General features: G+C 65.0%; 24 protein-coding genes. 11 read left to right on the top strand and 13 right to left on the bottom strand.

From position 1 onward, the window contains the following. Window positions 1–74: 74 nt before the first annotated feature. From D6C00_RS02905 to D6C00_RS02875, 7 genes are all read left to right on the top strand, one after another. Window positions 75–428, top strand: a complete 354-nt coding sequence (locus D6C00_RS02905) for a metalloregulator ArsR/SmtB family transcription factor (protein WP_125180233.1) — start codon at window positions 75–77, stop codon at window positions 426–428. 40 nt (window positions 429–468) lie between these two features. Continuing rightward, window positions 469–897: an arsenate reductase (thioredoxin) gene (gene arsC / locus D6C00_RS02900; protein WP_125180232.1), complete on the top strand. Its 429-nt coding sequence runs from the start codon at window positions 469–471 to the stop codon at window positions 895–897. 309 nt (window positions 898–1206) lie between these two features. Further along, window positions 1207–2301: an ACR3 family arsenite efflux transporter gene (arsB, locus tag D6C00_RS02895; protein WP_125182331.1), complete on the top strand. Its 1095-nt coding sequence runs from the start codon at window positions 1207–1209 to the stop codon at window positions 2299–2301. Further along, window positions 2301–3257 carry a permease gene (locus D6C00_RS02890; RefSeq protein ID WP_125180231.1) on the top strand — a complete coding sequence of 319 codons (957 nt, stop codon included), beginning with the start codon at window positions 2301–2303 and terminating at the stop codon, window positions 3255–3257. Before arsB ends, D6C00_RS02890 begins: the two co-directional genes overlap by 1 nt. Before the next feature lie 18 nt (window positions 3258–3275). Continuing rightward, the gene (locus tag D6C00_RS02885) at window positions 3276–3584 is read left to right on the top strand and encodes a hypothetical protein (RefSeq protein WP_125180230.1); all 309 of its coding nucleotides are present in this window, start codon (window positions 3276–3278) and stop codon (window positions 3582–3584) included. 23 nt (window positions 3585–3607) lie between these two features. Continuing rightward, window positions 3608–3847, top strand: a complete 240-nt coding sequence (locus tag D6C00_RS02880; protein WP_125180229.1) for a thioredoxin family protein — start codon at window positions 3608–3610, stop codon at window positions 3845–3847. Window positions 3848–3910: 63 nt separating this feature from the next. Then, window positions 3911–4132, top strand: coding sequence for a hypothetical protein (locus D6C00_RS02875; protein ID WP_206609487.1), 222 nt, complete (start codon window positions 3911–3913; stop codon window positions 4130–4132). A 396-nt stretch (window positions 4133–4528) separates the two neighbouring features. Here the strand turns inward: D6C00_RS02875 and D6C00_RS02870 are convergent, their stop codons facing one another. From D6C00_RS02870 to fbp, 13 genes are all read right to left on the bottom strand, one after another. After that, entirely contained in the window at window positions 4529–6946 is a 2418-nt protein-coding gene (locus D6C00_RS02870; RefSeq protein ID WP_125180228.1) for a glycoside hydrolase family 65 protein, read from the bottom strand. Continuing rightward, complete coding sequence (otsB, locus tag D6C00_RS02865; RefSeq protein ID WP_125180227.1) at window positions 6943–8520, bottom strand: trehalose-phosphatase; 1578 nt, start codon at window positions 8518–8520, stop codon at window positions 6943–6945. Before otsB ends, D6C00_RS02870 begins: the two co-directional genes overlap by 4 nt. A gap of 8 nt (window positions 8521–8528) precedes the next feature. Beyond that, complete coding sequence (locus D6C00_RS02860; protein WP_125180226.1) at window positions 8529–9428, bottom strand: F0F1 ATP synthase subunit gamma; 900 nt, start codon at window positions 9426–9428, stop codon at window positions 8529–8531. A 5-nt stretch (window positions 9429–9433) separates the two neighbouring features. After that, entirely contained in the window at window positions 9434–10957 is a 1524-nt protein-coding gene (locus D6C00_RS02855) for an alternate F1F0 ATPase, F1 subunit alpha (RefSeq protein ID WP_125180225.1), read from the bottom strand. A 4-nt stretch (window positions 10958–10961) separates the two neighbouring features. Continuing rightward, window positions 10962–11729: a F0F1 ATP synthase subunit delta gene (locus tag D6C00_RS02850; RefSeq protein ID WP_158675263.1), complete on the bottom strand. Its 768-nt coding sequence runs from the start codon at window positions 11727–11729 to the stop codon at window positions 10962–10964. 4 nt (window positions 11730–11733) lie between these two features. Beyond that, on the bottom strand, window positions 11734–12012 hold the full coding sequence (locus tag D6C00_RS02845) for a F0F1 ATP synthase subunit C (protein WP_125180223.1): 279 nt from the start codon (window positions 12010–12012) through the stop codon (window positions 11734–11736). After that, the gene (locus D6C00_RS02840; RefSeq protein ID WP_125180222.1) at window positions 12005–12736 is read right to left on the bottom strand and encodes a F0F1 ATP synthase subunit A; all 732 of its coding nucleotides are present in this window, start codon (window positions 12734–12736) and stop codon (window positions 12005–12007) included. The genes D6C00_RS02845 and D6C00_RS02840 overlap by 8 nt, the downstream gene beginning before the upstream one ends. Further along, window positions 12733–13029 (bottom strand): ATP synthase subunit I, encoded by a 297-nt coding sequence (locus D6C00_RS02835; protein WP_125180221.1) that lies wholly within the window; start codon window positions 13027–13029, stop codon window positions 12733–12735. The genes D6C00_RS02840 and D6C00_RS02835 overlap by 4 nt, the downstream gene beginning before the upstream one ends. Beyond that, entirely contained in the window at window positions 13026–14237 is a 1212-nt protein-coding gene (locus tag D6C00_RS02830) for a cation:proton antiporter (RefSeq protein ID WP_206609486.1), read from the bottom strand. The genes D6C00_RS02835 and D6C00_RS02830 overlap by 4 nt, the downstream gene beginning before the upstream one ends. Further along, complete coding sequence (locus tag D6C00_RS02825) at window positions 14230–14544, bottom strand: AtpZ/AtpI family protein (protein ID WP_125180220.1); 315 nt, start codon at window positions 14542–14544, stop codon at window positions 14230–14232. The genes D6C00_RS02830 and D6C00_RS02825 overlap by 8 nt, the downstream gene beginning before the upstream one ends. Continuing rightward, entirely contained in the window at window positions 14537–14959 is a 423-nt protein-coding gene (locus tag D6C00_RS02820) for a F0F1 ATP synthase subunit epsilon (protein ID WP_206609485.1), read from the bottom strand. The genes D6C00_RS02825 and D6C00_RS02820 overlap by 8 nt, the downstream gene beginning before the upstream one ends. After that, the gene (atpD, locus tag D6C00_RS02815; RefSeq protein ID WP_125182327.1) at window positions 14952–16355 is read right to left on the bottom strand and encodes a F0F1 ATP synthase subunit beta; all 1404 of its coding nucleotides are present in this window, start codon (window positions 16353–16355) and stop codon (window positions 14952–14954) included. The genes D6C00_RS02820 and atpD overlap by 8 nt, the downstream gene beginning before the upstream one ends. Before the next feature lie 166 nt (window positions 16356–16521). Next, window positions 16522–17622 (bottom strand): fructose-1,6-bisphosphate aldolase/phosphatase, encoded by a 1101-nt coding sequence (fbp, locus tag D6C00_RS02810; protein ID WP_125180219.1) that lies wholly within the window; start codon window positions 17620–17622, stop codon window positions 16522–16524. Between the two features lie 290 nt (window positions 17623–17912). Here fbp and D6C00_RS02805 point away from each other — a divergent pair, with 290 nt between their 5' ends. The 4 genes from D6C00_RS02805 to D6C00_RS02790 all read left to right on the top strand — a co-directional run bounded on the left by D6C00_RS02805 (window position 17913) and on the right by D6C00_RS02790 (window position 21154). Then, window positions 17913–18503, top strand: a complete 591-nt coding sequence (locus D6C00_RS02805) for a nicotinamidase (protein ID WP_125180218.1) — start codon at window positions 17913–17915, stop codon at window positions 18501–18503. A 20-nt stretch (window positions 18504–18523) separates the two neighbouring features. Further along, window positions 18524–19873: a nicotinate phosphoribosyltransferase gene (locus tag D6C00_RS02800; protein WP_125180217.1), complete on the top strand. Its 1350-nt coding sequence runs from the start codon at window positions 18524–18526 to the stop codon at window positions 19871–19873. Between the two features lie 179 nt (window positions 19874–20052). Then, on the top strand, window positions 20053–20733 hold the full coding sequence (locus D6C00_RS02795; RefSeq protein WP_125180216.1) for a phosphoribosyltransferase: 681 nt from the start codon (window positions 20053–20055) through the stop codon (window positions 20731–20733). Window positions 20734–20737: 4 nt separating this feature from the next. After that, window positions 20738–21154, top strand: coding sequence for a hypothetical protein (locus tag D6C00_RS02790; RefSeq protein ID WP_125180215.1), 417 nt, complete (start codon window positions 20738–20740; stop codon window positions 21152–21154). The last annotated feature ends 1 nt before the right edge of the window (window position 21155 follow it).

Genomic DNA, 21155 nt, shown 5'->3' with positions numbered 1-21155 from the left:
GGGGTACCCCGCGGATCGGCATGCCGTAATATATATGGTTGACAATATATATGTTAATCCATATATTCCCTCCCATGGAACTTGATCCCGATGCCTTCTTCGCCGCCCTGGCCCATCCGCTGCGCCTGCGCGCCCTGTTGCTGCTGCAGGGGGAGGGCGAATTGTGCGTGTGCGAGCTCACCCATGCGCTGGATGTCTCCCAGCCCATGATCTCCCGTCACCTGGCCCAGTTGCGTCAGGCCGGGGTGGTGAGCGACCGGCGCCAGGGGCAGTGGGTGTATTACCGGCTGCACGCGGCCCTGCCCGACTGGGCCCGGCAGGTGCTGGCGGCGACGCTGGCAGGCGTGGACAGGCAGGCTCCCTACGCCAACGACAGCGCGGCACTTACCAATATGCCCAACCGTCCGGGCGCCGCCTGCTGCGCCTGAATCCCTATTCCTGACTTTCCTTTTCTTACAGGAGTCTTTCATGAACCTGTTATTTCTCTGCACCGGCAATTCCTGTCGTTCCCAGATGGCGGAGGGCTGGGCCAGGCAGCTCGCGCCCGCGAGCTGGCATATCGGTTCGGCCGGCATCGAGGCTCATGGCAAGAACCCGCGTGCCATCGCGGTGATGGCCGAGGCGGGCGCGGATATCTCGGACCAGGAATCCACCCGCGTGACCGATGCCATGCTGGCGGCGGCCGATCTGGTGGTCACTGTCTGCGGCCATGCCGACGAACACTGCCCGGTACTGCCGCCGGGCACGCGCAAGGAACACTGGCCGCTGGAGGATCCGGCCAAGGCCACCGGCACGGAAGAGGAGATCCTCGCCGTGTTCAGCGCCACGCGGGATGACATCCGCCAGCGGGTAAGCGGGCTGCTGCAGCGGCTGCAGCAGGAACAGCAGCAACAGTGAGGGGGCGTGCATGAGCAGGGATGTAGGTCGGATTAGCGCAGCGTAATCCGACGGCCCGCGGCATATTGGGTTACGGCGCTGCGCGCCTGACCCAACCTGCATCCACTGTATCGCCACCTGTATATCCGTCATTCCGGCGCAGGCCGGAATCTATTAACCACCGCGGTTTCTGGATTCCGGCCTGCGCCGGAATGACGGGAAAATGGGTGGGTAACGTTATCCGAAGTGTTCGCGACGATACGTACGAACGAGGAGTTTTCCATGAGCACCCAGTGCGAGACCACCGCAAAACGCGCCGCCGGCGCCGCCATGGGCTTTTTCGAACGCTACCTGACCCTGTGGGTGTTCCTGTGCATCATCGCCGGCATCGGGCTGGGGCACTTCTTCCAGGGTACCTTCCAAACCATCGGCGGCATGGAGGTCGCGCAGGTCAATCTGCCGGTGGCGGTGCTGATCTGGCTGATGATCATTCCCATGCTGCTCAAGATCGACCTGCGCGCATTGAAGGACGTGCGCAAGCACGCGCGCGGCGTGGGCGTGACCCTGTTCGTGAACTGGGCCGTCAAGCCCTTCTCCATGGCGCTGCTGGGGTGGCTGTTCATCGGCTGGCTGTTCCGGCCCTGGCTGCCGGCGGAGCAGATCGACTCCTACATCGCCGGACTCATCATCCTGGCCGCCGCGCCCTGTACGGCCATGGTGTTCGTCTGGAGCCACCTGACCGAGGGCGAGCCGCACTTCACCCTGACCCAGGTGGCGCTGAACGACGTCATCATGATCTTCGCCTTCGCCCCCATCGTGGGTCTGCTGCTGGGCCTGTCGGCCATCACCGTGCCCTGGGCGACCCTGCTGCTGTCGGTGCTGCTCTACATCGTGGTGCCGCTGATCATTGCCAACCTGTGGCGGCGCTGGCTGCTCAATCACGAACAGGGCTACCTGCGGCTGCAGCGGGTACTGGACCGGATGCACCCGGTCTCGCTGGCCGCGCTGCTGGCCACCCTGGTGCTGCTGTTCGGGTTTCAGGGCGAGCAGATCATTGTCCAGCCCCTGATCATCGCCCTGCTGGCCGTGCCCATCCTGATCCAGGTGCTGTTCAACTCGGGGCTCGCCTATCTGCTCAACCGGGCGGTGAAGTCCCCGCACTGCGTGGCCGGCCCCTCGGCGCTGATCGGCGCCAGCAACTTCTTCGAGCTGGCCGTGGCCACCGCCATCGTGCTGTTCGGCTTCGAGTCGGGCGCGGCCCTGGCCACAGTGGTGGGCGTGCTGATCGAGGTGCCGGTGATGCTGCTGGCGGTGCACGTGGTCAACCGCAGCCGGGACTGGTACGAGCGCCGCGCCGGGGTGCCGGGCTATGCTGAATGCTGCCCCGAGGATCAGCATCTGCACGATGAGGGAAGGGCGCACTGATGTTCGATGCCCTGGCCGATCTGATCGTCTACCAGTGGCTCGGTCTTGCCGCCGACAGCCATGCCGGCGCGGCGCTGCATTTCTTCGTCATGGACACGGCGAAGATCTTCGTCATGCTGGTGTTCATCATCTATGTGATGGGCCTGCTGCGGGCACTGCTGTCCCCGGAGAAGGTGCGCGACTATGTGCGCGGCAAGCCCCGATGGCTGGCGCGCTCCTCGGCAGTGACGCTGGGCGCGGTCACACCCTTCTGCTCCTGCTCCTCGGTGCCCTTGTTCATCGGTTTCGTCGAGGCCGGCATCCCGCTGGGCGTGACCTTCTCCTTTCTCATCGCCAGCCCCATGATCAATGAGGTGGCGGTGGTGATCCTGCTCGGCATCCTCGGCTGGGAGCTGACGCTGATGTATGTCGCCGCCGGCCTCACCGTGGCCTATGTCGGCGGCGCGATCATGGAGCGCTTCAGACCCGAGCGCTGGGTGGCGGAATATGTCTGGAAGATCCAGATGGGGCAGATGGCGCAGGCCGAGCCCGACACCTCCCTGGCCGGCCGCCACCGCTATGCCTGGGGCGAGGTGAGGGAGATCGTGGGCCGGTTATGGAAGTGGGTGGTCGCCGGCATTGCCGTCGGAGCCTTGTTCCACGGCTATGTGCCCGAGGGCTGGGTGACCGAACACCTCGGCGGGCGGGACAACTGGCTGGCCGTGCCCGGCGCGGTGCTGCTGGGGATCCCGCTCTATTCCAACGCCACCGGCGTCATTCCCGTGGCCGAGGCCATGCTCGGCAAGGGTGTGGCCATTGGCACCACCCTGGCCTTCATGATGAGCATCGCCGCCCTGTCGCTGCCCGAGATGATCATCCTGCGCAAGGTCATCAAATGGCCGGCCCTGGCCCTGTATGCCGGCGTACTGGCCATCGCCTTCATGCTGGTGGGGTGGGGCTTCAACCTGTTCGGCTGACTTCAAGGAGTATCGACAATGACCGACCAACCGCAACTGCATCCTTCCATCGTCGCCATGGTCTCGCTGGCCTCCGGCATCGCCGCCGGGCACCCGGACATGGGTCAGTGTCAGCTGGAACGCCTGCGCAAGGCCGGGGTGCCGCAGCACCAGATCGACGCCGTGATCGAGATCGCCCGCCACATCCGCGATGAGGCCGCGCAGAAGCTCGACGCCGCCTTCGACGAAACGGCGGCTTCTGCCGCCAAGCCGAAGGTCGACAAGGGTCGGGCGGCGGCCGGGTCCGGCTGCTGCACGCCGACCGCCAGCGGCCAGTCCTGCTGCTGATAACTGTTCAAGAGGTAAAGGTGATGAAGAACATCAAGGTACTGGGCACTGGGTGCGCCAACTGCAAACGCACCCTGGCGCTGATCGAGGAGGCCGTCAGGGCCAGAGGCGTCGAGGTCGAACTGGAGAAGGTCGAGGATCTCGGCGCCATTATGAGCTATGGTGTCATGTCCACCCCCGGCGTGGTGGTCGACGGCCAGGTGGTGCATGCCGGCGGCGTGCCGGATCGCAGGAAAATCGAGGAATGGCTGGCGGCCGATTGATTCCGGCACCTATAGTTCTAATTGATGCAGTTTTACTGGTCTATAACCAGAGAGGGAGAGATTATGCCAGGTGCGGGTGAAGGTATGCCAACGGGCTTTTTCGTGTTCGGCCCCATCATGTGGATTATATTCGCGTTGATCATCATTGTCCCATTCTGGGCGATCTTCTCGAAGGCCGGGTATTCAAAGTGGCTGAGCCTTTTGATGGTGATCCCGATCGTGAATCTCATTGCGCTCTATTTTCTGGCGTTTTCCGCCTGGCCCAGCCTTCGCAAGCGTGACTGAATGAGCATGGCGCAAGGCGGGTTTGCCGCAGTGCGTCTCCTTCGGCACCGGCGTGAGGAACGTATGTGAATCTGATTTCAGCCAGCGGACTGGTCAAGACCTGTCGCGCGGGAGACGTCGATGTCCCGACGGTGCGCGGCTCACCTCTCAAGGGGGCCGCTCACTCATTGCATTCGCTGCGTGTTGTCTCGGCCGGCTGCGCCGGCCTCGGCTCGAACCTCCGACCTCCTGGTTCGTGGCCGATCAAAGTGAACCAAATAGTCTTATATCAATCGGTGATGGACCGGCTGTCTGCTACGCACAATATATAAGTAATAGAAATTGCGTATAAGCTCGTTTTCGCGTATCGCGCCTGATACACACTCCTCAAATCGTGTTTTACAGCCAAAGTTGATTTCAGCCATCCCGCTGCAACTCAAACTGACGCATCTCGCCGGGATTCAACTGATGTACGGCTGTCCGGATTCCGATGCTGATCGGCTGCTCGGCAGAGGGTTCAGTGCTGATGCGTAAGTGGGTCGGTGTCATGTGTAATGCCAGCTGATGGCCCCGGTAGCGGATTTTCAGGTTGAGGCTTTTCAATCCCTCCGGCAGGCTGGGGTTGAGCCAGAGCACGTTGCCCCGGGTCTCGATGCCGGTGAAGCAGCGCTGGACGAGGTCCACAGTGCCGGCCATGGCGCCGGTGTGGATGCCCTCCTGGGTGGTGCCGCCCTGGATGTCAGCGACATCGCTTTCCAGCGCCTCCATGAACAGCGGCCAGCAGCCAGGACGGTTGGACCGTGCCAGTACCCAGGAATGCACCACGCGGCTAAGGGTGGAACCGTGGGAGGTGCGCTGCATATAGTAATCGATGTTGCGGGGGATGGTCTCGTATTCGAAGGGGTAGTCCAGGCGCTCGAACAGTTCAGAGAGTTCTTCCGAGGAGAACAGGTAGAACAGCATCAGCACATCGGCCTGCTTGGAGACCTGGTAGCGGTTCGGTGTGTCCTCTTCCGCCTCGAGGATGCGATCCAGACGCTGAATGTCGCCGTAGCGTTTGCGGTAGCCTTCCCAGTCGAATTCCTCCAGTGTCTCGTAGCCGTCGAACTGGCTGATAATGCCCTTGCCGTGGAAGGGTATGTACATGCTGCGGCTGACCTCATCCCAGTGAGTCAGTTCCTCCCTTGATAGATCCAGGCTCTGGCACAGCTCGGTCAGACGCTGGCCCGGCAGGATGTCCCACAGTTCCAGCGCCCGGGACAGCACCCATACCGCCATGAGGTTGGTATAGGCGTTGTTGTCGAGGCCGGGCTGCTCGGCGCCCGGGTAGCTGTCGTGGTGTTCGTCCGGTCCCATTACCCCCAGGATCTCGTAGCGTTTTCGCTGGTTGTTGTAGGTGGCGACGCCAGCCCAGAAACGCGCTATCTCCAGGATCATTTCCGCGCCGTAGAAGGAAAGGAATTCCACGTCGCGGGTGGCCTGGTAGTACTGCCAGGTGTTATAGGCCACTGCGGCATTGATATGGCGCTGCAGGTGCGAGTTGTCCGGAATCCAGTTGCCCGACTCCGGGTTGAGATGCAGGCGCTGGCTCTCCTCGCGCCCGTTGCTGCCGCTCTGCCAGGGAAACATGGCGCCGCGACAGCCGGCGGCCCGGGCGGCACGGCGAGCCTCACCCAGGCGGCGATAGCGGTAGCGCAGCAGGGCGCGGGTGATTTCCGGCATACGCAGATTGAACAGTGGAAACACGAACAGCTCATCCCAGAAGATGTGGCCGCGGTAGGCCTCACCGTGCAGGCCGCGTGCCGGGACGCCGACATCGAGATCCATGACATGGGGCGAGGTCGTCTGCAGCAGGTGGAACAGGTGCAGCCGCAGTATCCGTTCTGTGCGCTCCCCGGTCCCGGCCGTCTCGTGCTCGAGGTCGAAGTCGAAGTGCTGCCAGAGCTGTTGCCACACCAGGGCATGCCGCTCTGCCAGCCGGGAAAAGGGGGCGGCATCGGCGACGGCCTTCCGTGCTTCCAGCCCGGGTGCGCTGATGGCACGGTCGCGCGAGGTGTAGAGGGCGCTGATCTTTTCGATCCGCAGTGGCTGCGCCGGCTCGATTTCGAGCCGGTAGTGATGGGCGACATAGCCGTCTTCCCGGCGGCAGTCGGGTTCGACTTCGACGAGGGAGCCATTGCGCCACAGCCGGGTGGTCGCTGCCAGCGCGATGCGGATGTGCGACTGGTTGGTTTCCATCTCCAGCAGCTGGCTGCCGTCGGCCCCGGTGTCGGCTGTGAGCGGCGCGAGGTGGTGGTGGTTGAGGTCCCGGTAGCGCGCCACCCCCGCATTGACCACGCAGCCGTTCAGGGCGCTGCAGACCTCGATCGCGCCCGACCAGTCCTCGGCCCGGATCAGCACCAGTTGTGCGCCCAGGTGCGGGGCGGCCATGGATGCCAGCCGATGCTGTTCGATGCGGGTATGCCGCCCCGATGGATCGCGAAAGCGCAGCGAGCGCAGCAGGATACCCTGTGCCAGGTCGAGTTCCTGATGGTAGGACAGGACTTCAACCGCGTCGATATCGAACCAGTCGCCTCCCTCGATGCGAAAGCCGAGAGTGAGCCAGTTGGGTGCATTGACCAGGCTCTCGTTTTCAATCGTCCTGCCGGAGATTTCGGTCTGCAACCGGTTATAACAGCCCGCGATATAGGTGCCGGGGTAGTGGGTGGCGTCGGCGCGCGACTCCGCGGCTGCGCCGCGGGTGGCGAAATAGCCGTTGCCGACCGTGCACAGGGCCTCGCGCAGGGGTTCGGCCTGCGGGTCCCAGGCGTCATAGACGAGTTTCCAACCGTTCATGATGCCGACCTCTCGAGCCGTTCGGCGATGTGGTTGAGCAGAGTTTCCACGGCAGCGGGGTCATCGAGCCGGTAGTCAGCGTGCGTGGACGGGTTGTCCTGTGTGACCAGGATGCCGATGCCGTCGTCTTTCAGCGCCCGGAAGGCATCCTCGTCGGTGACGTCGTCGCCGATGTAGAGCGGCAGGTATCCGTGTCGGTCCAGGCCCAGTGTGCGCATCATCCAGCGCAGGGCTCTGCCCTTGTCCCAGTCGATGTCCGGCTGCAGTTCGAAGATCTTCTTGCCCTGTGTCAGCCGCAGGCCGGGGTGGGCGTTGCGGATCGCTTCGACGGCCTGTCCGATTCTGGGCACAGCGTCCTCGGACACCCGGCGATAATGAGTGGCGATGGAGAAGCGCTTGCGTTCAATCTGGCAACCCGGGATATCGGCGAGTCCCGCCGTCAGCGCCCGTTCCGCGGCGTCGAGTATGGGGAGGTAATCGGTCCCCTTCTGGTACTGGAAGTGCTGGCCTGCCGGTCCGGCGATGTCGAAGCCGTGGCTGCCGGCATACCAGAGGGTATCGAGGCCGACGCGCTCACGCACGTCATCGAGGTCCCGGCCGCTGATCACGGCCAGCTTGCACAGGCCGGTCAGACGCTGCAGGGTCAGGCGCAGGGTCTCGCCCAGGTCGGCATCCTCGGGACGGGAGACGATCGGGGTCAGAGTGCCGTCATAGTCCAGGAACAGCGCCGGTTCCCGGTCGTTGCCGGGGAGGATTTCGTCCAGGCAATCGAGCGCGGATGGCAGCCGGCGTGCCGGCCGGGTGGCTTCGGCGCCGGTTGCGAGTCGCAGCTCGCCGAGATCGGCGATGACCAGATCCGCGCCGCCTTCCCGCAGGGCCTGGTGTTGATCGTCGCGGTTGACGCCGATCACCCGGCCGTAGCCGGCGGCGTGGGCCGCCTGGACGCCCGCCACTGCATCCTCGAAGCCGATTGCGCGCGCCGGGTCGCAGTCGAGCCGGCGGCAGGCTTGCAGAAACATGTCCGGTGCCGGTTTGCCCGCCAGATCGGAGTGCTGCAGGTCGGTTCCATCGATGCGGACATCGAACAGGTCGGCAATGCCGGCGGACTCCAGCACAGCCTGACAGTTGCGGCTGGAGGAGATCACGGCGGTGCGCAGGCCGGCGTCGCGCAGGGCGCGGATCAGCTCGATGCTGGTGTCGAATACCTCGACGCCCCCGGCTTCGAGTCGCTGCAGAAATAGCCGGTTCTTGCGATTGCCGAGGCCGCACACCGTCTCTGCGTCGGGCGCATCGTGGGGGCTGCCGTACGGCAACTCGATGCCGCGGGCTTCGAGGAAGCTGCGCACGCCCTCGTAGCGGGGCTTGCCATCCACGTACCTGCGGTAGTCGGACTCGATGTCGAAGGGCTGAAAGGTGTCATCCGCAGGTGTGTGCTGCTTGAGATATTCGTCGAACAGGGCTTTCCACGCCGCTGCATGCAGCCGGGCCGTACGTGTGATGACACCGTCGAGATCGAACACGGCGGCATCGAAATCCCCGGCTGACAGCGACTTGTCGGGAGCGGTGTGATTCATGTCATGTACTAGCCCTGGTTGCTGCCTGTCGTGATCGCTTCAAAGCCGGTCACCACATCCAGCAGCTCGGAGGTGATGGCATTCTGGCGGGCGCGGCGGAAGGACAGGGTCACCTCCTCCAGTCGCTCGTCCAGGTTACGCTCCGCTGATTGCATGGCGGCCAGCCGGCTCGCGTGCTCGCTTGCCTGGGATTCGGCGCAGGCACGGAAGATGGAAACGAACAGGTACTGATGCAGCAGTCGGCTGAGCAGAACCTCACGCTCCATGCTGAAGGCGGGCAGACTGCGCGAGGGCCAGGGCGCGGCGCGGAGGCGGTGGAAACGGCGCAGGTCAATGGGTAACAGCTCGATTTCGGTAGGCCGATATCCCCTGCCGCTGGAATGGCGGTTGTAGAACAGATGGACAGAGTGCACACCGGCCTGCTCGCGCCATGCGTCCACCTGCAGCAGGATCTCTTCCACGGCTGCCGTGATCCGGGCGGCCGAGCCGGGGGCCGGGAAGTCCGCCTCGATCTTCTGGCCCTGTTGTTCCAGACTCGCGACCACACGGGCGCCGACGGCGAGGATCAGCCGGTCTTCCCGTGGGGCGGGCTTCGTGTCCATGTGCTCCAGCGTACAGCTGGCGATGTCCTCGTTGAAACGACCGCAGAGACCATGATCGGAACCGAACACGATCGCAGCCGATCGCTGTGCCGATCGCTTCTGTCCAGCGGCGGGGGCGGGCGGCTCCATTTCCCTGAACACGGCCTGCAGACCCTGCTCGATGGTTCGGTAGTAGCCGGACAGGGCGGTGACCGCCTGTTCGTATTGCCGGATGCTCGCCGCAGAGAGCGCCTTCATGGTGCGCACCACGGTGCGCAGTTCGTCCAGGCTGTCCAGCTGCCGGTGCAGGCGTTCGAGGGATTCCATGGGACTTATGCCTCCTGCTTGTCGCGCATTTCGGCGAGCTGGTCGCGGGCCAGGTCCAGCACCTGCTGCCACTGGGAATCATCCAGCGCCTCGCCGGCGTCCAGGCGTTCGCACAGCTGCGGGAATTCCTGCACGATCCGACGCTGGATCGCCGCCTCGACCTCGTCGATCCGCTCCAGCGGCAGCTCGTCGAACAGACCGGCGTTGACGGCCTTGAGTACGGCCATCTGTTCGCTGGCGCGCAGCGGGTGGTGCTCGCGTTGTTTGAGAATCTCGCGCACGCGGCGACCGTGTTCGATGGTCGCGCGGGTGTCTTCGTCCAGGCGGGTGGCGAAGCGGGCGAAGGTTTCCAGTTCCTCGAACTGGGAGTACGACAGGCGCAGATCGCCGGCCACGCTGCGATAGGCCGGGTACTGGGTCTTGCCGCCGACCCTGGACACCGACTTGCCCACGTCGATGGCCGGCAGCACGCCCTTGTGGAACAGGACCGGCGACAGATAGATCTGGCCATCGGTGATGGAGATGAGGTTGGTCGGGATATAGGCCGAGATGTCCTGCGCCTGGGTCTCGACAATGGGCAGCGCCGTCAGCGAGCCGCCGCCGCGGTCGCCGTTGAGATGGGTCGCGCGCTCCAGCATGCGCGAGTGGATATAGAAGATATCGCCCGGGTAGGCCTCCCGGCCCGGCGGCCGGCGCAGCAGCAGGGACAGCTCTCGGTAGGCGCGGGCATGCCGGGTGAGGTCGTCGTAGACGATGAGGGTGTCCCGGCCCTGCTCCATGAAATATTCGGCCATGGTGGTGGCCGCGTAGGGCGTGATGAAGCGCAGCCCCGGCACATCCTCGTCCGAAGCCACGACCACGATGGTGTGTTGCAGGGCCTCGTTCCGGCGCAGCGTGTCCACCACCCGGGCGACCGCCGTGCCGCGCTGGCCGATGGCGCAGTAGATACAGATGACGTCCTTGTCACGTTGATTGATGATGGTGTCGACGGCCACCGAGGTCTTGCCGGTCTGGCGGTCGCCGACAATGAGTTCACGCTGGCCGCGGCCGATGGGGATGAGGGCGTCGATCGTCTTGATGCCGGTCTCCAGCGGCACGGTGACCGGCTCCCGATCGATGATGGCGGGGGCGGGACGCTCGATCGGGCGCCGCTCGCTGAAGCGCAGCGCCTTGCCGTGATCGAGCACCCGGCCGGTGGCGTCGAGCACCCGGCCCAGCAGGGCGTCGCCGACCGGCGTGTCCACCTCGCGGCCGGTGGCATAGACCTCGGTGCCCGCTGCCAGCCTGGCGTTGTCATCGAGCAGCATGATGCCGACTTCGTCCGGTTCCAGATTGATGGCAACCCCGAGCACACCGCCGGCGAACCGGACCAGTTCCTCCGAGGTCACGCCCGGCAGGCCCCTGATGCGGGCGATGCCGCCGCCCACCTGTGTCACCGTCCCGATCTCCCGCAGCCGGAGTTCCGGCCGGATGTCTGCATTCGCCGCGTCCACCCTGGCCACGATGTCCTCGAGCAGCGCCTGCAACATGCGCTCAGTCCTCTTCCCGGGTCGATTCGGCGGGACTGAAGGCGGTCTCGACCCGCTCCTCCAGTTCCTCCATGTAATCCGCCAGGTTCCAGCCCAGCCGCCGCCCGCCGCGGGCGAGCTGGATGCCGCCCAGCAGTTCCGGGGAACGGCGGTACTCGACCTCGACCTGCTCGGCGAGCTGTTCGTGGATGGCGCGGGTCAGCCGGCTGCGCAGGCCGGAGTCCAGCTCGAAGGCGCTGGCGATGCGCACCGGTTCGGCGGTCTGCGCCAGCGCCTTGCGGCTGTCCGCATCCAGCGATTTCAGCCGCTCGATGAAGGTGTGAACGATGCGCTCCTCCAGCTCGGCGTCCGCCAGATCGCGCAGGCCCTTCCGGGCGATGGCCTGGATCGCCTCTGCCGCTGCATGGCGCAGATTGGCCAGGAACTCCTCCTTCTCGGCATTGGCCTGCTGCTGCCAGTGCCGGCGGGTTCCGGCGACTTCCGCGCGTGCGTCTTCCAGCATCTGCTTTTTCTCCCGCGCGGCATCCTCCCGCGCCTGGTTCAGGATCTCGTCGCGGCGCCGGTCGAGGGACTCGCTCTTTTTCTCGAACTGTCTGGCCCTGTCCTCGGCGGCCTGTTCGCGTTCCTGTGCCTCGTTCAGCCGGTTGCTGACGCGCTGCTCGCGGCGATCCATGGCGCGAATGACCGGCTGGTACAGGAACCGCTTCAACAACCAGACCAGGATCAGGAAATTGACGATCTGCGCCGAGACCGTGACCCAGTCGATCGTCATCGAATCAGCCCCCCGCGGCCGCGGTGACATGTTCCCAGAACGGATTGGCGAAGATCAGGATCATGGCCACCACGAAACAGTAGATGGCGGTTGACTCGATCATGGCCAGGCCGACGAACAGGGTGCGGGTGATGGTGCCGGACTCGTCCGGCTGCTGGGCGATCGCACTCAGGGCCTGGGCCACGGCCCGGCCTTCGCCCAGCGCGGGGCCGATCGAGCCGATGGCGATGGTCAGGCCGGCGGTGATCACCGAGATCATGCCGATGACGGAGATGTTATCCATGTTGTTCTCCCTGTGGTTCCGATGCGGATTGCGGTGGATTGCCGCTGCCCCGGTTCCCTTGCCGGACCGAGGTGGCGGAGGCGATGTAGACCATGGCCAGGACGGCGAAGATGTAGGCCTGGATCATTCCGGTCAGCAGCCCCAGCAGCTGCATCACGACCGGAAAGAAGTAAGGGGTGAGACTGAGCAGAATGGCGACGATGACCGTGCCGCTCATGATGTTGCCGTACAGGCGTACCGCCAGGGCGATGGTGCGCGAGATCTCGCCGATGACATTGAAGGGCAGCATCAGCCAGGTCGGCCTGATGTAATGCCGCAGGTAGGTCAGCGGGCCCTCGTAGACGATGCCGTACAACGGGACCGCGACGAATACGCAGATGGCCAGTGCCGTGGTGGTGGACAGCGAGCCGGTCGGCGCCATATAGCCGGGCACCACGTTGAGCAGGTTGGCCATGGCGATGAGCAGGAACAGGCTGCCCACGAAGGGCAGGTACCGTCCCGGCTCCTGGTGGCTGATCTGCCGGATCTGGTCGCGCATGCCGGTGACCAGAACCTCCAGCAGGTTCTGCCAGCGCGAGAAGTTCGTGCCGGTGGACAGGCGCCGTGTCACCAGCCACGAGATCAGGGTCAGCAGCGCCATGACGCCCCAGGTGAAGACGATGGTGGCATTGAGGGAGAACCAACCCCACTGCCAGAAGACGACGCTGTCGGGGCTGATGGTCATGCATCCGACTCCCTGTTGAGGTGATGCAGCGCCAGACGCCGGACCAGCAGCAGTCGCGGCAGGGTGAAGCCGAGCGCGGCGGCCAATACCGGCTGCCAGTCGCCGTTGCGGGCGATGAAATAGAACCCCGCAAGCACCAGGCCCAGCCGGAGCAGCAGGCTGCCCAGCAGGCGCAGCCCCGGCCGTGGGGCCCGTGGCAGGCCGGCGATCGTGAGCCACAGGCCCCAGAAGAACACCAGGCCGAGAAGGATGCCGGCGGCAAACGCGAAGATCAGCTGCAGCAGTTCGCTCATTGTCCGGACCTCCCCTTGTGCGTGCTGGAGGACGGAATGTCCCCGGCCCGGATCAGGGTCCAGCGAGTGATGACCGGGCCGATGAGTTCGAAGATCACGGTGGAACCGAGGATCACCGGCAGGATCGTGTCGCGGATTTCGGGAAAGCGCTGACCGGCGAGCAGCGTCATCCCGATGGCCACACCGGCCTGCGGTAACAGGGCCAGCCCGATCCAGTTACGCACGCCGGGCTCTATCCCGATGAAACGTCCCCCCAGGCGTGCACCAATGACCAGACCGGCGGTGCGCAGCCCGATGTAGGCAGCCGCAAGTGCGCCGGCCTGAAGCAGGGCGTCGAGATGCAGGGCGGCGCCGGCAAGCAGAAAGAACAGGATCATGAACGGCCACTCGAAGCCCTTGATGGCGCGAAAGGGCCGGTCGTGATGGTGGGCCACGTTGGCGACCATCGCCCCCATGATCATGGCGGTCAGGATATAGGAGACATTCAGCCATTCGGCGAGGCCGGCGCCCAGCATGACCAGTCCGAGGGCCTCGGCCTGGGTCGGTTCGCCGGGACGGACGCGCCCCGTGATATAGGCCATGGGCAGACCCAGGGCCAACCCCAGGATCAGCGCACCGCCGATCTCCCAGCCTCCGTGCAGCACGCTGTCCACCGCACCCTGTTGACCTGTCTGGGCCTGGGCGATGGCCAGCAGCAGACTGAACAGCAGCAGGCCCCAGGCATCGTCGATGGCCACAATGCCCAGCAGGGTGTCAGTGAATCTGCCGCTGGCGCGGTACTCGTGCACGACATCCACGGTCGCGGCCGGCGCGCTGGCGGGGGCGATGCCCGCAAGCAGCAGCGCAATCTCTACAGAGACGCCGAACAGGAGCAACAGGCTGAATACCAGCAGCGCGGTGACGAGCACCTCCCCGAGGGACAGCGCAAGCACCGGGCGGCCGAGTTCGGCGAGACCCGCGCGGGTCATCTTCTGGCCGAGCAGAAAGCCGATCATGGCCAGGGCGATGTCGGTGAGCACCGGGAACCAGTCGTCGGTGAAATCGGGCAGCCAGTCGAGAAGGGAAGGCCCGATTGCGAATCCCGACAGCAACAGCAGGGTCACGCGCGGCAAGGGGGAGTGCCGGCCGATCAGATCGGCGACCAGTCCCAGCAGAAACAGCCCGCCGAAGGTGATGAGCACCTGTTCAACCAGACTGATCTCAGTCACGCTCACTCTCCTGCTTGATCCAGTACCAGGCGTTCAGACAGCCCAGAGCCACGCCGATGATGAGCAGGGTCAGAGTCCAGGAGGGCAGTCCCGGCCAGAGCGTGTCCAGCCACAGTCCCACGGCGATGCCGAGCAGGGTGGGGATGGCAACCGACCATCCCACCAGCCCGAACATGCCCAGCCCGAACCAGGCCGTGCGCCGGCTTTCCCGACGGGCGCGCAGCTTGCGTTCGGCGCGCCGGCCCACCTCGTCGCTGAGCGGTTCCCGGCGGTGGTCGCGTTGGTGTGGTGGCGGCGCGTCAGCCATGGAAGCGCTCCTGCAGCTCACGGAAACCGCGCAGGGTGCCGGCCTCCAGCCGGGCCAGGGCCGTGCGGGTTCGGCGCTCGTGTTCGTCGAGTTCGAGAAAACGCGCTTCGACCAGCGCCTGCAGCCGGCCCAGATCTGTCCCGCGCACGCCGTCGAAGGCCGAGACGAAGACATCTCGTCCGCACTTGACCAGTACCCCTTCATCCAGGGCAGCAAACCGCTCCTCCTCCGTCGGGGTGAAAAAGCTGAGTACACCCGGCACCAGGGCGGCGACGAAATCGACGTGCCGCGGCAGCAGGCAGAAGGCGCCGTTTTCAGCCTCGGCGATCACCTTGACCACCTTTGTATCCACCAGCACCTCGGTCGGCAGCAGCACCTGCAGGCGCAGATCCGACACGGTCGCCTGCTCACTCATTACGCTCTCCCTTGACTTCGATTTCGTCGATGGGGCCGATCATGTACAGGGCCTTCTCGTTCACCCCGGCGAATTCGCCGTCGAGGATGCGCTCGCAGCCCTCAAGGGTCTGCTCCAGGGCAACGAGCCTGCCCGGCTTGCCGGTGAACTGCTCGGTGGCGAAGAAGGGCTGGGTCAGAAAGCGCTCCAGTCGGCGCGCCTTGCTGACTGTGGCGCGGTCCTCGCGCGAAAGCTCCTCCATGCCCAGCATGGAGATGATGTCCTTGAGATCCTCGTATTCGGCCAGGGTGCTGCGTACCGCCTGGGCGGCGCGGTAATGACGCTGTCCCACCACGGTGGGCGTGAGCATCTTGGAGTCGGTCTGCAGGGGATCGACGGCCGGGTACAGGCCCTGGCTGGCGCGCTTGCGGGACAGCACGATGGAGGCGGACAGGTGGGCGAAGATATGGGTGGCCGAGGGATCGGTCAGGTCGTCGGCGGGGACATACACCGCCTGTACCGAGGTGATGCTGCCGCTGCGCGAGCTGCAGATGCGTTCCTCCAGCGCGGCAAGCTCCGTGGCCAGGGTGGGCTGATAGCCCACCCGCGAGGGGATGCGTCCCATGAGGCCCGAGACTTCGGTGCCGGACTGGACAAAGCGGAACACATTGTCGATGAGCAGCAGCACGTCGCGTTTGACCACGTCGCGGAAATATTCGGCGATGGTCAGGGCCGCGTGGCCCACGCGAAAGCGCGCCCCCGGCGGCTCGTTCATCTGCCCGTAGATCAGCACCGCCTTCTCCAGCACCCCGGAATCCTGCATGGCGCGGTACATCTCCTCGGCCTCGCGCATGCGCTCGCCGATGCCGCAGAACAGGCTGATGCCCTTGTACTGCTCGGCCATGTTGTTGATGAGTTCGTTGATCAGCACGGTCTTGCCCACGCCCGCGCCGCCGAACATGCCCGACTTGCCGCCGCGCTCCAGCGGCGCCAGCAGATCGATGGCCTTGATGCCGGTTTCGAACACCTCGTTGCCGGTGGCGCGGTCGGCCAGCGGCAGCAGCGGACGGTGGATGGGCCAGTGCTCGGAGGCTTCAATCGCCGCCCCGCCATCAACCGGCGCACCGAACACATCGAGCATGCGCCCCAGCAGGGCCTCGCCCACGGGCATCATCAGGGTGGCACCGGTATGCCTCACCGGCATCCCCCGGCCCAGGCGGCGGGTGGAGTTCAGGGCGATGCAGCGCACCGTGCCGGTGTCCAGGTGGCTCTGCACCTCCAGCACGACCCGCTCGTCAACGCCGGTGCGCAGCTCGTCCCGGCGTGGCGGCAGGGGCGGCGGGAAGCGGACATCGATCACGTTGCCGCGTACGGCAACGATGTTGCCTGACTGGCTGTTTCCGGTGTCGGAAGCCATCATCTCTGACCGCCATGTTTCGATCTGGCCCATGATATGAGCCGGGCAAAGATGCGTGACTGCAACCGGTCACCGGCATGGAATTGTCGCGTCTGTCCGTTTTGTTGCTGCCTGACTGAAAATAGCATTCTTTGCGCGGATCGGTTGCCGCAAGGGGAAGTGTCCGTCAATCCCGCACCCGGAATCTGTCGTCCAGTGTTTCCAGTTTTTTCATGATGCCGGTGTATTCCAGCTCGCTCATGGGCAGCATCGCCGCGCCGAAGAAGCCCTGGCGGCGCATGTCTATCGCCTTGTCGGCGACATGCCCGCGGACGGTATTCCAGAACGGGTTGGAAAAGACATCCACCGGCTCGGTGAGTTTGCCGTCATGCATGGCGAAAGCCGCGCAGCTGACCACGGGCGGACCGTCGAAATAGCTGATTCCGGAGTTCAGCTGCACCGGCATCAGCGGCATCTGGTGCGAGCCGCGCATGCAGCCGGCCACATAGGGGCCGATGGCATAGGGCTCGAGGATCTCGCCGGTGGCGGGGAAGTCCTTCTGGACCCGCACCAGCATCACGGGATCGTCCTTGCCGGTGTACTTGCCGGCGATGTTGTGCAGGCGCGAGGTGGAGACCGCCGCGGCCTGCTCGCCGCTGCCGCGCGACCACACCGATTCGACCACATAGCGTTCGGTATCGCGCAGCAGGGTGGCGATATCGTAGAGATCTTCCGGGGCGTTGAGTTCGATGACCCGGTCGGCCTCGGTGTAATTCACGTCCATGATCACGAATCTGAACCCTGCCGCCAGGCCGGGGGAGAGCATGAGCCCCGGCGTGTTCATGGGATCGGCAAAGGCGAGGTAGAGAGGCAGGTTATAGGCGCCGGGATCGGTCTTGTCCGCGGCGAAGAACAGAAACGGCTCGTTGGGGCGCTCGTCGAATTCCAGCTCGGCCACGGCCGGCCCCATGCCGCGCACATTGCCGGAAAAGGCCTCCTTGAGCAGATCCTGGCCGGCGCCGTACAGGCCCTCGGCCTTTGCCGCCTCGGTGCCGGCGAGGAAGGCGTCCCAGGCCAGCTTGTGGATCTTCTCGTCGCCCGGACCACGTTCATGGGTCATCAGGATGGCGATATCGTCGCCGGTATAGCTCAGGTAATAATCGAGCAGCAGGCCCTCACTCTGGTCGTTCACATGATTGTGGACGGAGTCCATCAGGCGCTCGGAGGGACAGATGTGTCCGCCGATCGAGCCGATGTCCGCCTTGATCACACTCAGTGTCAATTTCATAGCGCGGTCTCCTGCAGGGAGTAGCCAGTGGATCAGGTAATTCAAGCGTAGCACAAGATTTTTACCGTCCGGGCTGACGCGGAAGGGCGATTCAGAAGTGCTGTAATGCCGGAGATATCATCGGCATGACAATCCCTGTCGGCGATGTGCAGTAACAGCCGGATTCGATTCTGATACCTGGCGCAGGCCATGTCGGTCTGTTCTGTTCCGTAATGCCTGCTACGCTTCCGGATACGGGCAGGAGGGAGGAGGAGACGCCTGATCCACGGCACTGCAAACGAGGGGCAGCCATGATCGAGTTCGAACCCGGCCAACTCCAGGAAGGCGATGCCCTTGTGATTGTCGATGTGCAGAAGGACTTTCTTCCCGGCGGCAGTCTGGCGGTCAGCGAGGGCGACGCCGTTGTCCCGGTGCTGAACCGTTATATCGGGGAGTTTCACCAGCGGGGACTGCCGGTCTACGCGACCCGCGACTGGCATCCGCCGGATCATTGTTCGTTCCGGGAGCAGGGCGGCATCTGGCCGCCGCACTGCATCGCCGGCACCGAGGGCGCGGAATACGCCCCGGGGTTGCGGCTGCCCGCCACCGCCGTCACCATCTCCAAGGCGACGACTCCGGAGAAGGATGCCTATTCCGGGTTCGATGACACCGACCTGGCCGCGCGTCTGCACGCGGTCGGTGTGAAGCGGGTGTTCGTGGGCGGGCTGGCCACCGACTACTGCGTGCTCAATACTGTTCGGGACGCCCTGAATGAAGGGTTCGGCGTGATGCTGCTGCGCGATGCGGTCCGGGCGGTGGATGTGCAGCCCGGTGACGGCGATCGCGCTGAACGGGAAATGGAATCGCTTGGTGCCAGGCCGGTCAAGCTCGGTGCCCGATGACCATGATGCGAGGTGCAGCAATGATGGAACCCATGCGCGGCACATTGCTCACGGATCTCTATCAGCTGACCATGCTGCAGAGCTATGTCGATCACGGCATGACGGAGACCGCCGTGTTCGAACTGTTCGTCCGCAAGCTGCCCGGGCCGCGCGGTTTTCTGGTCGCGGCCGGCCTGGAGCAGGCGTTGCAGTTTCTGGAAGCCCTGCAGCTCAGTCCCGAGGAGCACGACTGGCTCGCGGCCAGCGGCAGGTTCAGCCGCGAACTGCTGGACTGTCTGGCGGGGCTGCGTTTCACCGGCGATGTGCATGCCATGCCGGAGGGGACGGTGTTCTTCGCTGATGAACCCATTCTGCGCGTCACCGCGCCCCTGCCCCAGGCGCAGCTGGTCGAAAGCCGGCTGATCAACCTGCTGCATTACCAGACCCTGATCGCGTCCAAGGCCGTGCGTTGTGTGCTGGTGGCGCCGGACAGGACACTGGTGGATTTCGGGCTGCGCCGTGCCCACGGTGCCGAGGCCGGCCTGCTGGCGGCCCGGGCCAGCTATCTTGCCGGTTTCGCGGGCACAGCGACAGTATTGGCCGACATGCAGTTCGGCATTCCCAGCTTCGGCACCATGGCTCACTCCTACATCGAGGCCCATGACGTCGAGGAGGCGGCATTTGCCCATTTCGCCCGCTCCTGTCCGGAGAATGTGGTCCTGCTGATCGACACCTATGATACAGAGGCGGCTGCCCACAAGGTGGTGGAACTGGCCCCCGGGCTGCGCGAGGAAGGCATCGGGATCCGGTCCGTGCGCATCGACAGCGGCGATCTGGTCGCGCATGCCAAACAGGTGCGCGCCATCCTCGACGCGGGCGGATTGCGGGAGGTGGGTATCTTCAGCAGCGGCAGTCTGGATGAATACGCGCTGCGGGAGCTGCTGGACGCCGGCGCCCCGATTGACGGTTTCGGCATCGGCACCCATCTGGATACCTCCAACGATGCCCCCTATCTGGACTGCGCCTACAAGCTGGAGGAATATGCCGGCCGGGCCCGGCGCAAGCGTTCCGAGAACAAGGCCACCTGGCCGGGGCGCAAGCAGGTCTATCGCCAGTATGACGCCGGGGGTCGGATGCAGCGGGATATCCTGACCCGGGAAGGGGACGTGCAAGAGGGGCAGCCGTTGCTGCAGCCGGTGATGCAGGACGGCCGGCGCCTGCATTCTCCCGAGTCGCTGAAGACGCTGCGCACGCGCAGCGCGAAGGAACTGGAACGCCTGCCGGCGCATCTGCGGCAGCTGCGGAGCGAACCCGCCTATCCGGTGATGATCGCGGATGCGCTCAAGGCCCTGGCCGGCGAGGTGGACGAACGGCTGGAGGTCATGAACTAGAAACACTGCCGAATGGGCGGCAACGCCGCGGCGGGGTATTACAGACCGTAGGTTGGGCTGAGCGCAGCGAAGCCCAACAATCCCGCGGCCTGCTGTTGGGCTTCACGTTGTTCAGCCCAACCTGCGCACTGAGAAAGCACTTTAGTATTAGGCAATATCATATTGAAGGACCATTAGTGATGAAACTGCCGATTGAAAACCGCCGGGTTGCAGGTGACCAGCTGGCCGAGGCATTGGCCGACTACCGGGGACGCAGCGATGTCATCGTACTGGCGCTGCCGCGCGGCGGGGTGCCGGTGGCCTACCAGATCGCCCGTACTCTCGGCGTGGCGTTGGATATCGTCCTGGTGCGCAAGCTGGGCACGCCGGGACAGCGCGAACTCGCCATGGGGGCGCTGGCCAGCGGTGGCGCACGGGTGCTCAACGAGGACATCGTGGCCGGCCTGGACATCAGCGACGAAGTGATCGAGCAGACTGTGGCCGAGGAACAGCGTGAGCTGGAGCGGCGGGAACAGGCCTATCGCGGCGACCGCCCGCGGCCGGATATCGCGGGCCGGGCCGTCATTCTGGTCGATGACGGCCTGGCGACGGGCGCGACCATGCGGGCGGCGGTGGCGGCGCTGCGCTCGCAGCAGCCGGCCCGCCTCGTGGCGGCGGTGCCGGTTGCACCGGCGCAGACCATTGCCGGCCTGCGCCGGGAGGTGGACGAGGTGATCTGCCTCGAAACCCCCGAGCCCTTCATGGCGATCGGCCAGTGGTACCGGGATTTCGGTCAGGTCAGCGACACGGAGGTCCGCACCCTGCTGCAGTCCGCCTGGCAGGCCCAGGCCCAGACCCAGGACCGCAGCGGCGCGGGGTGATGTCATGGAGGGTTTGAAACAGATTGAGGTACCCGTTGCGCAGTGGCCGGAATTCTGCGAGACATTCGACCGCGCGCATCACGGCTGGCTGGTCACGGTGACAGATATCGCCACGGCCCGACTGGATCCGCCGCCATCGCAGCCGGAGCGCGAAGGCAAGACGATCAGTCGGGAGCAGCCGCTGCGCCGGGTCACGCTCGCCCGACGCAGAGAGGCAATGGAGCTGGTGATCGAGGTCGGAGAAGGTGAGGAGGCAATCACCGTCCCGGCCGGTCCGGTCATGAAGCTGTTCCGCCTGCGGGTCAACGATCAGCATCAGGGGCTGCGTATCGATACGGCCAATGGCAGAAGCACCCTGATCTGGTTTCGCACCCCGGCGCTGCCGGAAGCGCTGGATGGACTCGCCCCAGAGGAGCTGTGAG

The organism is Thiohalobacter thiocyanaticus (assembly GCF_003932505.1).
Taxonomy (GTDB): Bacteria; Pseudomonadota; Gammaproteobacteria; order Thiohalobacterales; family Thiohalobacteraceae; genus Thiohalobacter; species Thiohalobacter thiocyanaticus.
The sequence above is the reverse complement of the archived record's forward strand: the minus strand, read 5'-3'. Positions and strand labels throughout refer to the sequence as shown.

Coding starts and splice junctions, on each gene's coding strand:
- D6C00_RS02905 (WP_125180233.1), top strand. CDS start 75: ATGGAACTTGATCCCGATGCCTTCTTCGCCGCCCTGGCCCATCCGCTG.
- arsC (WP_125180232.1), top strand. CDS start 469: ATGAACCTGTTATTTCTCTGCACCGGCAATTCCTGTCGTTCCCAGATG.
- arsB (WP_125182331.1), top strand. CDS start 1,207: ATGGGCTTTTTCGAACGCTACCTGACCCTGTGGGTGTTCCTGTGCATC.
- D6C00_RS02890 (WP_125180231.1), top strand. CDS start 2,301: ATGTTCGATGCCCTGGCCGATCTGATCGTCTACCAGTGGCTCGGTCTT.
- D6C00_RS02885 (WP_125180230.1), top strand. CDS start 3,276: ATGACCGACCAACCGCAACTGCATCCTTCCATCGTCGCCATGGTCTCG.
- D6C00_RS02880 (WP_125180229.1), top strand. CDS start 3,608: ATGAAGAACATCAAGGTACTGGGCACTGGGTGCGCCAACTGCAAACGC.
- D6C00_RS02875 (WP_206609487.1), top strand. CDS start 3,911: ATGCCAGGTGCGGGTGAAGGTATGCCAACGGGCTTTTTCGTGTTCGGC.
- D6C00_RS02870 (WP_125180228.1), bottom strand. CDS start 6,946: ATGAACGGTTGGAAACTCGTCTATGACGCCTGGGACCCGCAGGCCGAA.
- otsB (WP_125180227.1), bottom strand. CDS start 8,520: ATGAATCACACCGCTCCCGACAAGTCGCTGTCAGCCGGGGATTTCGAT.
- D6C00_RS02860 (WP_125180226.1), bottom strand. CDS start 9,428: ATGGAATCCCTCGAACGCCTGCACCGGCAGCTGGACAGCCTGGACGAA.
- D6C00_RS02855 (WP_125180225.1), bottom strand. CDS start 10,957: ATGTTGCAGGCGCTGCTCGAGGACATCGTGGCCAGGGTGGACGCGGCG.
- D6C00_RS02850 (WP_158675263.1), bottom strand. CDS start 11,729: ATGACGATCGACTGGGTCACGGTCTCGGCGCAGATCGTCAATTTCCTG.
- D6C00_RS02845 (WP_125180223.1), bottom strand. CDS start 12,012: ATGGATAACATCTCCGTCATCGGCATGATCTCGGTGATCACCGCCGGC.
- D6C00_RS02840 (WP_125180222.1), bottom strand. CDS start 12,736: ATGACCATCAGCCCCGACAGCGTCGTCTTCTGGCAGTGGGGTTGGTTC.
- D6C00_RS02835 (WP_125180221.1), bottom strand. CDS start 13,029: ATGAGCGAACTGCTGCAGCTGATCTTCGCGTTTGCCGCCGGCATCCTT.
- D6C00_RS02825 (WP_125180220.1), bottom strand. CDS start 14,544: ATGGCTGACGCGCCGCCACCACACCAACGCGACCACCGCCGGGAACCG.
- D6C00_RS02820 (WP_206609485.1), bottom strand. CDS start 14,959: ATGAGTGAGCAGGCGACCGTGTCGGATCTGCGCCTGCAGGTGCTGCTG.
- atpD (WP_125182327.1), bottom strand. CDS start 16,355: ATGGCTTCCGACACCGGAAACAGCCAGTCAGGCAACATCGTTGCCGTA.
- fbp (WP_125180219.1), bottom strand. CDS start 17,622: ATGAAATTGACACTGAGTGTGATCAAGGCGGACATCGGCTCGATCGGC.
- D6C00_RS02805 (WP_125180218.1), top strand. CDS start 17,913: ATGATCGAGTTCGAACCCGGCCAACTCCAGGAAGGCGATGCCCTTGTG.
- D6C00_RS02800 (WP_125180217.1), top strand. CDS start 18,524: ATGATGGAACCCATGCGCGGCACATTGCTCACGGATCTCTATCAGCTG.
- D6C00_RS02795 (WP_125180216.1), top strand. CDS start 20,053: ATGAAACTGCCGATTGAAAACCGCCGGGTTGCAGGTGACCAGCTGGCC.
- D6C00_RS02790 (WP_125180215.1), top strand. CDS start 20,738: ATGGAGGGTTTGAAACAGATTGAGGTACCCGTTGCGCAGTGGCCGGAA.